Origin of the sequence: Chryseobacterium gambrini (assembly GCF_900156825.1) — a bacterium.
Lineage (GTDB): Bacteria > Bacteroidota > Bacteroidia > Flavobacteriales > Weeksellaceae > Chryseobacterium > Chryseobacterium gambrini.
Window position 1 is genome coordinate 689,020 of sequence record NZ_FTOV01000001.1, and the last position, 14,077, is coordinate 703,096.

General features: G+C 34.6%; 10 protein-coding genes and 1 tRNA gene. 4 read left to right on the plus strand and 7 right to left on the minus strand.

Annotation, left to right across the window (positions count from 1 at the left end; genetic code table 11):
• Positions 1-12 precede the first annotated feature (12 nt).
• Positions 13-3,624 (minus strand): response regulator, encoded by a 3,612-nt coding sequence (locus BW951_RS03170; protein WP_076390457.1) that lies wholly within the window; start codon positions 3,622-3,624, stop codon positions 13-15.
• A gap of 6 nt (positions 3,625-3,630) precedes the next feature.
• Positions 3,631-5,103: a hybrid sensor histidine kinase/response regulator gene (locus BW951_RS03175; protein WP_076390458.1), complete on the minus strand. Its 1,473-nt coding sequence runs from the start codon at positions 5,101-5,103 to the stop codon at positions 3,631-3,633.
• 573 nt (positions 5,104-5,676) lie between these two features.
• On the opposite strand from BW951_RS03175, the gene BW951_RS03180 reads away from it, so the two are divergent.
• Positions 5,677-6,108, plus strand: coding sequence for a hypothetical protein (locus tag BW951_RS03180; RefSeq protein WP_139326078.1), 432 nt, complete (start codon positions 5,677-5,679; stop codon positions 6,106-6,108).
• Between the two features lie 111 nt (positions 6,109-6,219).
• Here the strand turns inward: BW951_RS03180 and BW951_RS03185 are convergent, their stop codons facing one another.
• Positions 6,220-7,092: an AraC family transcriptional regulator gene (locus BW951_RS03185; protein WP_076390460.1), complete on the minus strand. Its 873-nt coding sequence runs from the start codon at positions 7,090-7,092 to the stop codon at positions 6,220-6,222.
• 161 nt (positions 7,093-7,253) lie between these two features.
• Here BW951_RS03185 and BW951_RS03190 point away from each other — a divergent pair, with 161 nt between their 5' ends.
• From BW951_RS03190 to BW951_RS03200, 3 genes are all read left to right on the plus strand, one after another.
• The gene (locus tag BW951_RS03190; RefSeq protein ID WP_076390461.1) at positions 7,254-7,850 is read left to right on the plus strand and encodes a hypothetical protein; all 597 of its coding nucleotides are present in this window, start codon (positions 7,254-7,256) and stop codon (positions 7,848-7,850) included.
• A 239-nt stretch (positions 7,851-8,089) separates the two neighbouring features.
• Positions 8,090-8,177, plus strand: a tRNA-Ser gene (locus BW951_RS03195).
• 252 nt (positions 8,178-8,429) lie between these two features.
• A complete protein-coding gene (locus BW951_RS03200; RefSeq protein ID WP_076390462.1) occupies positions 8,430-9,650 on the plus strand; it encodes a site-specific integrase in 1,221 nt (406 codons plus the stop codon).
• A 101-nt stretch (positions 9,651-9,751) separates the two neighbouring features.
• On the opposite strand, the gene BW951_RS03205 is transcribed toward BW951_RS03200, so the two are convergent.
• The 4 genes from BW951_RS03205 to BW951_RS03220 all read right to left on the minus strand — a co-directional run bounded on the left by BW951_RS03205 (position 9,752) and on the right by BW951_RS03220 (position 14,011).
• On the minus strand, positions 9,752-10,345 hold the full coding sequence (locus tag BW951_RS03205) for a hypothetical protein (protein WP_076390463.1): 594 nt from the start codon (positions 10,343-10,345) through the stop codon (positions 9,752-9,754).
• Between the two features lie 2 nt (positions 10,346-10,347).
• Positions 10,348-10,962 (minus strand): papain-like cysteine protease family protein, encoded by a 615-nt coding sequence (locus BW951_RS03210; protein WP_076390464.1) that lies wholly within the window; start codon positions 10,960-10,962, stop codon positions 10,348-10,350.
• Positions 10,963-11,264: 302 nt separating this feature from the next.
• Positions 11,265-12,425, minus strand: coding sequence for a nuclease-related domain-containing protein (locus BW951_RS03215; RefSeq protein ID WP_076390465.1), 1,161 nt, complete (start codon positions 12,423-12,425; stop codon positions 11,265-11,267).
• Between the two features lie 119 nt (positions 12,426-12,544).
• On the minus strand, positions 12,545-14,011 hold the full coding sequence (locus BW951_RS03220; protein ID WP_076390466.1) for a caspase family protein: 1,467 nt from the start codon (positions 14,009-14,011) through the stop codon (positions 12,545-12,547).
• Positions 14,012-14,077 lie beyond the last annotated feature (66 nt).

Genomic DNA, 14,077 nt, shown 5'->3' on the forward strand with positions numbered 1-14,077 from the left:
AATTTTAGCTGTTTAACTTTCATATAACCAAACACGAAGTAAGGATAGTAACTGATCGATATCCACCGGTTTGGAGATATAATCTGACGCTCCTGCGGTAATGCATTTTTCACGCTCTCCGATCATGGATTTTGCGGTAATGGCAATAATCGGCAGTCTTTTGAATTTAGGCATTTTTCTGATTTCCTTGATTGCCTCGTAACCGTCGAGTTCGGGCATCATCATATCCATCAGGATCACATCCACATCAGGATTTTCTTTAATCTGCTGGATCGCATGGTTCCCGTCCATTGCAACAACAACTTCTACTTTGTATTTTTCAAGCGCTTTGGTAAGGGAGAAAATATTTCGGACATCATCATCGGTAATCAGTATTTTTTTACCGCTTAAAACTTCCGTAAGCGATCCCATTGTTTTGCTTCTTACATTTTCAATGGAATTATTTTTCTCTTCCACCAGATGCAGGAATAATCCTACCTCATCCAGAATTCTCTGGTAAGAATGCGCTGTTTTTACAACGATGGAGTCTGCATACTGCTTTATTTTCAGTTCTTCGGATTTGGATAGATTTCTTTCGGTAAAGATGATGATCGGAAGATTCTCCAGTCCTTCATAACTTTTTATGGATTCTATAATTTCATATTCGTTTCCTCTTGAAGCTCCAATGTCCAGAATGACGCAGTCTACATGATTTGCCGTTAAGGCTTTTACGCTGTCTTCCACATTATTTTCTACCGACAACGAAATATTGAAATTGCTGAGGAAATAAGACAGTGCACTTGCGTGTTTTGCGTTTTCTTCTACAATTAATACTTTCTGCGGACCTTTTTTGAGGGCTTCTTCAATCTTTCTGAAAACATCGGTCATCTGATCAAATGCAACAGGTTTGCTGATGAAATCAATCGCCCCTTTCATCAGACTTTCGTTTTTTACATGAAGCGCAGACATCATGTGTACCGGAATGTGTTTTGTTTCGGGATTGGATTTTAAATCGTCCATTACCTGCCATCCGTCTTTTACAGGAAGCTGAACATCCAGAAGAATCGCCTGCGGACGATATTCCAGTGCTGCGGCAAGACCACGGTCTCCTCTTACTTCAATCACAGCTTTATAGTTCTGCAAATGAGCATATTTCAGCAATGCTTTGGCGAAGTTGGTATCATCTTCGATAATGAGAATCGTTTTATCGCCTTCCTGAATGGTATTTCTGTCATCGTCCACATTTTCAGGAATCTGAAGGGTATTTACCGTTTCTTTTTCTTCCGTTTGTTTTTCATCAAGAATATTCTGGATTTCTTCAACATCTTCACGGATGATTTCTACGAGATTCTGATCGTTCTCAACCTGAGGAACTTCCGGAACTGCTTTTACAGGAATACTTAAGCTGAATTCGCTTCCTTCATCCACTTTACTTTTTAAGGTAAGCTCTCCGCCTAATAATCTGGCAATTTCACGGCTGATCGATAGTCCAAGACCTGTTCCCCCGAATTTTCTTCTTGTGGAACCGTCTGCCTGCTGAAATGCTTCAAAAATAATCTTCTGTTTGTCTTCTGCAATCCCGATTCCGGTATCTTTTACGGAAAATATAATAAAATCTGCTTTTTTAGGATCTTTTTTAATGTTTAAATCGATGCTTCCTTTTGTGGTAAATTTCAACGCATTCGATAATAGGTTTCTCAGAACCTGATCTACTCTTAAACGGTCGGTTTCAATATTTTTCTCAAGAGATTCATCGATATTGATGTTAAACTGAAGATTTTTCTCCTGAAATACAGGATTGAAAAGATCTTTTAAGTCTTTTACCACATCATTGATAACAACATCCTGATATTCCAGAGTCATTTTTCCGGATTCAATTTTAGCGAGATCCAGAATTTCATCAATTAGGGTTAATAAACTGCTTCCGGAACTCTGGATTACTTTTGCAGACTCTATCTGATCTTCGTTAAGATTTTCATCCGGATTTTCCGCCATCAGTCTTGAAAGAAGGAGAATTGAATTCAGCGGTGTACGAAGCTCATGAGACATATTTGCCAGAAACTCCGACTTGTATTTCGTACTTAAAGCCAGTTCTTCGACTTTTTTCTGGATTTCTGTGTTGCGCTCTGCAATCAGATGATTTTTTTCTTCCAAAAGTCTTGAACGTTCTTCCAGCTCGGCATTTGCCTGCATCAGTTCTTCCTGCTGAACTTTCAGCTCTTCTTCTGAAGCCTGAAGTTTCTGGGTCTGAGCTTCCAGTTCGGTATTCAGATTTTCCAGCTCAGAATGCTGAACCTGCAATTCTTCCGACTGTGCCTGTGTTTCTTCAAGCAACTGCTGTTCTTTTTCACGGCCTTTTGCCGCGCTTAAAGCAATTCCTATATTTCTGCTGCACTCTACGAAATAATCGACTCTGTCTTTTTCAAAATTGGTTGTTGAGCCTAATTCAAGAACTCCTATAATGAAACCATCGGCAAAGATCGGGATCAGCATAATTCCGTAAATCTGGATCGTGCTGCTCGCAAACGTTACCACAAAATCATCTTCATGAAGATTATTGTATACCTGTGGTTTTTCGCTGATGAAAGTCTGCCCTATCATTCCTTCTCCCGGTTCGAAAATCTTTTTCATGTTGTTTTCCAGACCGAAAGCAACATTTAGCTTCAGTAATCCTTCATCATAAAGATAGATAGAGCCATTGATGCAGTTTCCGTATTCTATTAACTGGTGCAGCGATTCTTTGGCAACGTCTTTTACCGATTTATTTCCTACCAAAGATTCGTTAAGTATGGCAAGACCTTTCTGTCTCCAGTCGCTTTTATTAATGGTATCGAAAGATAATTTCAGAGATTCCGTCATATTATTTAAAGACTCCACCAGTTCTCCAAGATCATCTTCAGCATTATCCACTACCCTTTGGTTATAATCTCCGTTGGCAATTCTGTTGGCAATCTGTTTGATCGCGATTACTCTTCTCGACATTTCCTGATCTTTTGCTTTCAGCATTTTTTCAAGTTTGTCTCTACGGATCAGGTCTGCTCTTAGTCTTACATAGAAAAATGCAGTAACTACGACTGCTGCAATTGAGGAAAATATAATAAAGAAAACGGTAGTTCGAGAAGATTTATTAAGATCTCTGGTTTTTACAGCAAGCTGATTTTCTTCATATTGAGAGAAATCTTTTACAATCTGTCTGCATCGGTCCATATACAGCTTACTTTCTTCAATCTGCTCCTGCGTCATCATGATACCTCTTCTGCGGTTTTCTACAAAGAGCTTCATATTGGCAAGATTGGTCTCTACATTTTTTTCCAGAAGATCCAAAAGTCTTTTTTGGTGGGGATCTGTAATTTCCAGACTTCTTGCATATTCAAAGGTTTTTGAATACTCGGAAACGCTTCTTTTAAAAGGATCCAGAAAACTTTCCTGGCCGGTAAGCTGATATCCTCTGTTTCCGGTTTCCGCATCAAGAACCGCAACCAGAATATCTTTTACCGCCGTTACAACACGTCTGCTTTTTCCCACGCTTTCACGATGGTTCATCTGATTCTGGATGCTGAAATAGGACGCCAATGAACTTGCAATAAGGATCAGGATGGAAAATCCTACCCCGAACTGAAGATTTCTTATAATTTTTTTCGGCATGGAAAATTAATTTAAAGGTAAAGTGAAATAAAATGTAGATCCTTCATCTACTTTGCTGGAAACCCCGATATTTCCGTGGTGCTGCTTTATAATTTCTGAACAGATAAAGAGACCGATCCCCATTCCCTGAAACTGGAGTGAGGATTCTTCCACACGGTAAAATTTATTGAAAACAGCTTCCTGCTTAAAATCCGGAATTCCTATTCCGAAATCTGTAACACTTACTCTTACTTCCTGCTCTTCTTCGTCTACAAAAGTAGTTACAATCACCTGATTGTTTTGAGGTGAATATTTTATAGCGTTCGTTAAAAAGTTAATGAGAACCTGCTCGATACGGATTGCGTCCAGCGGAATAAGAATGTCGGGTTTAATTCCGTCGCGCTTGATTTTCACTCTGCTTTCGTGCGTCTGCACAATTGTATCGATTGCGTTGCTGATAACGTTTTCGAGATTTACAGGTTTTTTAGTGATTTTCAGTTTTCCGTTTTCAATTTTGGAAACGTCAAGAAGATCTGTAATTAAAGTATTCAGTTTTTCGATCTGATCCTGTACTTTGGTCAGGAAGCCGGCTTCTGCGCTTTCTTTATCGAGTTTTAATTTTCTTTCCAATAACTGTACATAAGCTTTAATGCTTGTTAAAGGAGTTTTGAGTTCATGGCTTGCAATACTCAGGAATTCATCCTTTTCTTTCTCTACTTTTTTCTGATCGTCGATATCTGTAAAGGTTCCTACCCAGTTTTTGATCGCATTTTCTTCGTAGACGGGAGTCACGCGTAAAAGATGATAGCGGAAATCGCCCGTTTCTCTATTTTTTATTCTGATTTCAAGATCCAGGGATTTTCCTTTCTTTCTGCATCGTTCAAATTCTTCCTGAATATTGTCATCATCGGGATGGGTCTCGGGAAAATTTTTCTCAGAATCTGAGTAATCATACCATTTACCATTTACAAAATCTACAATTCCGTTTTCATTAAGGGTAAAAGCAATCTGAGGAAGAGATTCAAGCATTAAGTGAAAATGATCAATCTGCGACTTCATGGTCACCTGAGATTCTCTTCTTCCTTTTACTTCGAGTTCCAGGCTCTGCTGCGTTTTTTTCATCGCAATATTCTGTTCCTGCAGGTTGTAGAAAGTTTTCACTTTCAGCATCAGAATTTCCGGATCCACCGGTTTTGTTACATAATCTTTCCCTCCGGAAGCGTAGCCGCGTGTGATAAATCTTTTCTCGGTATTTACAGCAGAAAGAAAAACAATGGGAACTTCTTTTGTTTTGCTGTATCCTGCTAAAGTTTCCGCCACTTCAAAGCCATCCATATCCGGCATTTGAACATCCAAAATAATCAGTGCGTAATCATTTTTTAAGGCCTTCATCAGCGCTTCTTCACCGGAATCTGCAGTATCTACCTGAAAATCTTTGGATTCGAGTAATTTTTTGAGTGAATAGAGATTACTTTGGTTGTCATCAACAATTAAGATCATATAAACTTTAAATCAATAATTAATTATATTTACTTCAGCTTCAAAAATACTCACAATATTTCGAAAAACAGGAATTTTTTACCTATTATCAAAACACATACCACAATAGTGGAAAAAAATTTTGTGATGCTCATTTTTTTACAAAAAATTTTAAAAATTTTTTCTTTCTTCAATTCAGTGATTTAAGAGTAAAATTTTAACCACATACCACGTTTTTAGTTAAAATTTTAATCTAAAAAAATTATTCACGGCACAGTGTTTGAATACAGGATAGTAACACTTTTTCACTTAAATATATTTTTCAAAATTAACCCACGTTTTATTGCGTGGGTTTGTTTTATTGTTCTTATATTTGCATCGAATTTCTCATGTTTAATTTGAGTTTTCATGGTTATTAGTTTTTATCCCCGCCGAAAGTCGGGGATTTTTTTATGAATTTTATTCAGCCTGTTTCACTTTTTTTAAGTGGCTTATTTTCTGAATATTATTCTTAAAATTAACTATTATGTTGAAAAAAATAAAGATGATGGCACAACTTGTGATATAGATAAGACACACTTAAAATCATTAGATATGTCGATACAAATACAAGTTGCCCGATGCACGCAATGCAAAGGTTATACTTCCGCTGCCCCGCTTGAACAGAAACATAATAATCATCCTGATATCATTGATCATTTTTTCTATCACGGAGAACCCGCGTTTACACTGGACCAGAAAACTTTTGAAAAATTCAGAAATTTAGAAAATACAGAAGTAACAGTAATGGATCTTCATGAGCATGAAAAAAATGACCATCAACATTGCAACTGTATAAAAAAGCCTGCTCAAAAGACAGCGCATTCTCAAAAAGAAATTTTCAGCCTGCCTAAAAATCCTTTTGCAGCTGAAAAACATGAAATGGATAACGAGATTTATTTTAAAGATCTGTATTACACGTATAATAATTTTCACGGCATAAGTTCTGCCAATCATTATGGGAATTCCGGTAGAAAATTCCGTTAATGAGATTATAATATTACAACCTAAATTTCTTCATATTAAAGAAGTATTTAAGAGGGTAAGTTACAGACTTATGCTTTTAAATACTTCTTTTGCTATTATGATGACTTAAAATCATTCGATTAAAAAATTAAATTCCTTTCTGTATTGCGAAGGACTTTTCTGAATGTATTCCTTAAAAGTTTTGTTGAAGTAACTGAAGTTGTTGAAACCCGATTCAAAACACACTTCTGTAATGCTCAAAGGCTGTTCTGCAAGAAGCTTTAACGAATGGGTAATTCTGTATTCGTTGACAAACTGTGTGAAGGTTTTATTGGTGATTTTTTTAAAGTAGCGGCAAAAAGAAGGTACTCTCATATTGGCAAGATCTGCAACCTGCTCTAAAGTGATCTGTTCTTTAAAATGATCTTTCACATAATTAAAAATAAGATTGATTCTTTCATTATCCTCCACCTGAGTCTGAAGGTAATATTTTCCGGCATTCAGAATTCTGTAATCCGGGGTTGAAGCCAAAGCATCCAGAATCTCCAGAAATTTCACCAGTTTTTCTAAGGATGAAGATTCGTGCATTGCTACAATTTTCTGTCCTATTTGTTTTTTGATATTTTCCGAAAAAACAATTCCTGCTTTTGATTTTTCCAGCAGAGCTGAAATTTTCTGCATTTCAGGAAGTTCAAAGAAATTTTCTCCCAAAAAATCAGGCTTGAACTGAATTACCATCTCATAATCGTTATTGGTATTTTCATTCGTCATTCCGCAGTGCGGCAGATTACTTCCCATAAGCACAAGATCTCCGTCGGAAAAGTAAGAAATATTACTTCCGATCTGTCTTTTTCCGGAACCTCCACAAACGAAAATCAGTTCAATTTCAGGATGATAATGCCATACATGAGACTTTATATTTTCGTTACGAAGAAATTTAAGACTTGTAAAACTACTTCCGATATTGGGTTTTACGGCTTCAAAAGCCGGATGGGAATGCTTCATAGTCAATAATTAAAATTCATATACAAAATTAACAAATATTAATCTATAAATAAAATTTAGAGTTAAAATAATACATAAATATGAAAATTATATGGTAGCATACTGTTTACCAAGCATCTAAATTTGCAATATAAATAACTGATAATAAAAATCTTATCATTATGAAAAAATTATTTCAATCCGTTTTTATAGCAGGACTTCTGTTTGTTTCTGCAGATGCAATGGCTAAAGACAAAGATTTTTCCCTTTCTTTCGGAACATCTACATCCAAAACGGTACGTTTTGAAGTGAGCAACGCCAAAAATATATCGTTGGTTATTTACAATGATTCTTATGGCGAACTTTATTCCGAAAGGCTTGAAAATGAAGATTCAGTGATAAAGACTTACAATCTGGAGGATTTGGCAGAGGGAACTTATTACCTTATTGCAGAATCTGAGCAAAAGATTGAAAAATATAAGATAAAGATTAGTGATGACAATAAGGCTGAAATTGAAAAAACGCCTTTTGCCATCATCAGCAAACCGGAATTTAGTATTTCTGATCATGTTGTTAAGCTGCACATTGCAAATCTGAAGAATAAGGTAAGAATTTCTGTAACAGACTATTCCGGAAACACTTACTATTCTTCAACAAAGGAGGGGGAAAATGGTGAGCTGAACATGACTTTTGATCTCGATCCTAAAACTGCAGATCAATACATCATCAGTATTGAAGAAAATGGCAATACATTTAACAGAACAATCGCCTTGAGATAAGAGATTCTATACATTCCCGTATTTATATCGGAATTAAAATTTTACGTACAATTAGTTTATTAAGGCAGCTTTTCTTTTTTAAATCACGGAGAAATGGCTGCCTTAATTTTTTTGAAATTATCTTACTGATACAAAGCCGTTTTTGAAATTTATACCAAAAACCTTAAAAATTATTTTGCAGAAAATAAAAATAGTTCTATATTTGCACCACTGAAAACAACGATATAATCGGAGTTTCTGGAGAGTTGGCAGAGTGGTCGATTGCGGCAGTCTTGAAAACTGTTGACTGTAACAGGTCCGGGGGTTCGAATCCCTCACTCTCCGCCAGGTTAGAAACCAAAATAAGCTAAAACGCTGTAAACATCAATGTTTACAGCGTTTTTTTGTTTTAGCGCAGTATCAAAAAAATTCAAAATAGGTCACGATTTATATGTCCTATTTCGTGTCCCATTCAAAAAATCACAAAAATGGGTCACGAAAAATCAAGGAAAGCCCGACCAGTAGGCAGTCTAACGATTGTACATCTTGCAAAAAGTGGTAACAAAAAGTAAATTATTAACCCATTAAAGTTATCACACAATGAACAAAACATTTAACCTGTTATTCTTTATCAAAAAGAATAAAATCAGAACAAACGGAACCGCTCCCATCTACTTACGAATCACGATAGACGGCAAGGCAGCAGACATTGCTGCTAAAAGGTATATTGATCCTAAGAAATGGGATGTTAAAGCACACAAGGCACTAGGCAATTCGCAAGAAGCCAAAACACTGAACCTCTATCTTAAAACTTTGGAACAGAAAGTTTACGATTTCCACTACTTGATGCTGAAAGAAGAAAACTTTGTAACAGCAGAGAGTTTAAAATCTAAACTGCTTGGAACTGATATTGAGCAAAGAATGATTATTCCGATATTCCAAGAGCATAATGACAAAGTGGAAGCCCTGGTCGGTCAGGATTTTGCTCCAGGAACATTGGAGCGCTATAAAACACCTCTAAAGCATACCCAGGAATTTATTAATTGGAAATACAAAGTTTCTGATATTGACATCACGCAAATCGATCACGGTTTTATCAGCGATTATGACTTCTGGCTGCGCAGTGTGCGTAAATGTGCAAACAATACAGCCGTCAAATACCTCAAAAATTTCAAAAAGATCATTCGTTTGTGTATGGCGCACGGTTGGATCACCAAAGATCCTTTTCTGGGCTACAAAGCAAAGATTAAAGCTGTGGAACGCCCTTATCTTACCAAAGAAGAGATCCAGATGATCTATGAAAAGGAATTTACATCAGATCGATTGAACCAGGTTCGCGATATCTTTCTCTTTAGCTGTTATACAGGTCTGGCCTATGTGGATGTCAAGCAATTGTCAAAATCTAACATCACTATTGGGATTGATGGGGACCAATGGATTTTTACCCACCGTCAAAAAACCGACACCTCAACTAGAGTTCCGTTATTGCCGTTGGCTCAAGAAATAGTTTTAAAATATGAAAACCATCCACAGTGTGTGAATTCAGATGTACTGTTTCCTGTTCTCAGCAATCAGAAAATGAATGTGTATCTGAAAGAAATTGCGAGCGTTTGTGGAATCAATAAAGATTTGACGTTCCATATTGCTAGACACACATTTGCCACTAGTGTAACTTTGTCCAATGGTGTTCCCATTGAAAGTGTGAGTAAAATGCTTGGACATACGAATATTAAGACTACTCAGCATTATGCGAAGATTTTGGATAAGAAAGTGAGTGATGCTATGGCGGTTTTAAGGAGTAAATTTAATGTGAAAAAATAAACAATAATTAATAATGAAACAAACATACCAACAAAAGTTGGAATGTTTATTTTTAATAACTTAAAACTTAAGAAGTTGCCAATTTAGTTTTATTTTTTCATTTATATGTATTTATCTATTTTTTCAATAATTGATTTTCTATGTGCAATACCACACATAAATATAGCTTTATTAAATTCAGTCTTTTTACAGTACGAATAAATATTTCGTAGCATTGAATTTTCATATGCGTTAATAGATTCAATAGCATTTTTATTTAACTGACTATTATTTAAAATATTATTTTCTAATATTCGTGTATTTTCTTGTAGTTCAATGCTTTCGTCACTATTTAGAAATTGAAAGCCTCGTTTTGATGCCGATGTATTGAAGTTCTCAAGCTTTTCCTGCAGTTCTTTAGTTTCACAAACTAAATTATATTTCTTTTCAAATGCATCAGATAAGCCAAAATCAAGTACAGGTATATATTCAAATGTAGATATGTAATTGTATTTTTGAATAGCATTGATTTCCAATTTTTTATGGTAGATTCCAAATTCTGAAAATAAATGACCTTGATAATTAGAGTATGTTTCACATAAAGCTTCTAGAAAAATAATCTCAGGATTTATTTTTTCTATAATTTTGCATAACTCATTACCATTGCAGTTACCATTCTCATTATGTGTTATGCTGATGAAAATGATATTATGCATAACTACTGAATTCGAATATACCAATGGACATCTATTACTGATGCCAAACTACTTCCAAAATATTCCATCCTTCCATTGGAAGCTATTGTTTGAGGAGTTGGCCAAGGATCTCTTACAACAATAGATTGTATCATCGGCCCATAGGCAGTTTGAATATAACTGCAAGCAGTTATTACGACCGCGTGGCCAGATGAGGGACCCGATTTATATCCAATTAAAACAGGACGTTGGGCTGCTAGCTCTTGTATCAGATATTGCGGTGTCGGGGCACCATAATTTAGAGATGCCGAAACTTGGTAATAATGCCCGTTATTATCGATACTCCAATTATTTAAATTAGCAGTTATAACTGGAAAGTTTCCGGCCCAGTTAGGAAGTTGCCCATAAGGGTCAGCTCCAAAACTTCGTTGTACAATTTGTTCCTGTGCAATACTTACACCATAGTAATTGAATATCATTTGAAGTGAAGCAGCCCAGCACCAATTTGTTTGGTGTTGGTCAACCGCAAAATAATTAAAATTATTAGAGGCAATTCCTACATATACCGGTGTTTGGGCAAAATATTTTTTACAATTAATAAAAAGTAAAAAAAGAATTAATGTGAGTTTTGTTTTCATAATATTAGTGATTGGTTATCAGACGAATATACAATTAATTTTAATATGTTGTATCTCAATTTTAAAGTACTGTCATTTCAATGTTTGTGCATTTATAGTTAAAAACACGCAAATATGAAAACACTAAAAATCGGAGATAATAAATTACTTTGTATTGACCTTGATCTCATTAATATCAAAACCATCCATCACTACATTCAAAATGAATGATATGAAGAAGCTGCTAAACTTTGCTAGTGAAAAAACTAAACTACAAGAAATATAATACTAATCTTTACTTTTCACAAATTTAGTTTGTCTTATTATGCCTGGATTTTTATAAAATCTTCCATTCTCTCCATTAGATAGGTGTCGAATAAGTTGATATTTCCTTGGGAGTGACCTATGAATAGCATTATTTCATTTAGATCCATAATGTGTATTAAGATATTTTTTTCGCTCATTGTTATCAGAAGTTTTTTAATAATTTCATCCCAACTACCAAAAGGTAAAAGTTCTGAAACTATAATGATACCGCAAGATGGCAGGTTGCGTTTAAAAAAGATTTCTTCTCCTTTGCTATTGTAAATAGCCTCGTTCTCCACAATTTTTTTATAGGCTCCACCAAGTTGATAAATAGCTTTTTCAATCTGTTTTTGTAAACCTTTGACCTTTCTTTCCATATTACGCTCTTCATTAGCACTTGTTACTCCCAAAGCTTTAGCTTCAATCAGAAAAATCCCAAACTCAGAAAGAGTAAGAATATCGATTAACTCTCGATACTTACTTTTGTTATGTGCTATTTGAGGACTGTGGTAAAGATCTAGTCCGAATAATGATCTTAGTGCGATAAAAATTTCTTTCTCAAATAATGCTCCTTCATCTAAATCAGAAATTTCAGTAGACACATTTCCACTGTTATCAATAAAGCTGTTCTGAACCATTTGAAATGCCTCAATTTTTGTTTCAACAATCACGGTTTCTATTTTACTCTGAGATTTTCGGCTTCCAGGCATATCCAAGCCTAAGCTGAATTGGAAATTATCTGCAGATTGATAAATTCTTTCACTTAGAGTTCCTGTGAAAAGCTTTCTAGGATTTCCTAGAAGACAGAGGATATCATTTTTCTGCTTTGAACTTAAGGTTATAGTTCCAAAACATTGGCAAGCACACAGCTCATTGTAAAGTTGTATTTGTACATTATCCAATTGCATTATTTTGGCAATGGAGAGATGTTCATCAATAATACGATTGGTAGAAGTTATAGTAGCAAAATTTACCGGGTCGTCATAAATATTTATTCCAATGTGAAAAATATTATTATCTACTCCAAATAGCAATTCCAGTTTACAACCTTTAATGATAGCTTTCAAAATTGATGATGAAACCTTCAGCATTATTTTAGACCCATAATGATCACTTATATACCAAATATTTGCTCTTTCCTGGAGGAGTTCCTGATATATTCTTTCAGCCTTATTCATATCATTAATTTTTTTCTAATCAGATTTTCATTATTTCAATTATTAAATGATTTTAGAAAAGAACAGCATGAAAATAGCTGAAGGCTTTCGTTGCAATATATTTATCTTATATTAACATTTTATGACTTAGCTTTTTGTCGAAAGCTTTCTATTTCTCCTTTTCTACCATCATTCCATGTGGCAAGCTTGCTATTGAAACTTTTCAGATTTTCTTTTAGATCTTTCAGTATGTTAGTTTTTATATTTTCATTCACAATGTAGGCATCTATCTTTGTAGTCAATCCTTTTATCTTTGTATCCTTATATCCATCATAATCTAAAAAGAAAGAAGTTGAAGCCAAACCAATTCCATAGAGTGATTGATATATTGTGAAATTAAGACCTGCAGAGACATTGTTTAAATTCACCGATTTTAAAAAAATAGAATGCGAAATAATTTTAGAGTTATCAAAAAAACTTATGTAATAATCCGTCCTATATTCAGGCTCGGTACTAGAAAAAAGAGAGTTTAGCATTCCGAGTGTTTGTAAACGTGGGTTGTGATTAATTTTGACTCTTTCTACCGAAAAAACATCTTCAATTGAGATTACTCTTTTTTTAAGGCTTTCAGAAACAATACTTTTCGTAATTTCATCCTCTACTGAAGAATTAAATATGCTTAAATTCTCTCCAATATCTGCCGTGTAATTTTGTTCTAGAGTTAGAATATTCTTGATTTCCGATGGTAGTACGGACTGTAAAGCTTCAAATATTTCAACTCTTTTTTCTGCTGGAACTTGTGGGAAATATTCTTTCTTACTACCATTATCTGTATCTTGAGGAATTTGTTGAAGAACAACTTTAGCCATTTTATTAGTTTCTTCAATTTTTTCCTCAGTGTAAGCAAAGGGATAGTAACCAGCAGTTCTGCTTTCAATCACAGGTATTTGGTCAAATTTACTATCTGTCTGAGTTTTTTTCGATACATATTCCTGAATTCTACCTGGTGTTAAAATACCATCTTCGTCATAAAGATTTTGATTTTCAATAGCCTGTATAAAATAATTAGTAAAAACACCGTGCCCCAGGTCTGATTTTTCAAAAGCGCTTTGTGTTTCTGTAGATGCAAACATAAAATAGATGCCAGAGCTGTTTGTAATAAATTGATCGATAAGGGAATCTGCTGCTGATTTTCTGGTAATTACCTTTCCACCAGACTCGCAAGCATCAATTACATAAAATTGGTTTTTCGGATTTAAGCTGTTAATCTTATCAAAAATCGTTTTTATTTCGATAGATAAATCGTGAAACTGTAATTTTGATTTTTCCTGATATATGCCGTGCCCTGCAAAGTAGAAAAAAATAGAGTCTCTGTGAGATTTCATTTGATCTTGGATAGTCTCAAGAATTTTATCTAAACGACCTGATATTTCTTTTGTAGATTTTTCGTGAGTACTCGTTATTGAAAAAATGTCTTCTTTTTTGAAAAAGCATCTTTTTTCTAATATTTCTACCACTGCCATTGCATCATTTACACAAAAATTAAGAGGCTTTAAATCGTAGTCATTGATTCCTATTACAATTGCAAATCGTCTATCTATATTCATTTATTTTTTTATTAAAATTATAGAATTTTCATAGCATAATCTAAAGAAATATTTTGTAATTATATA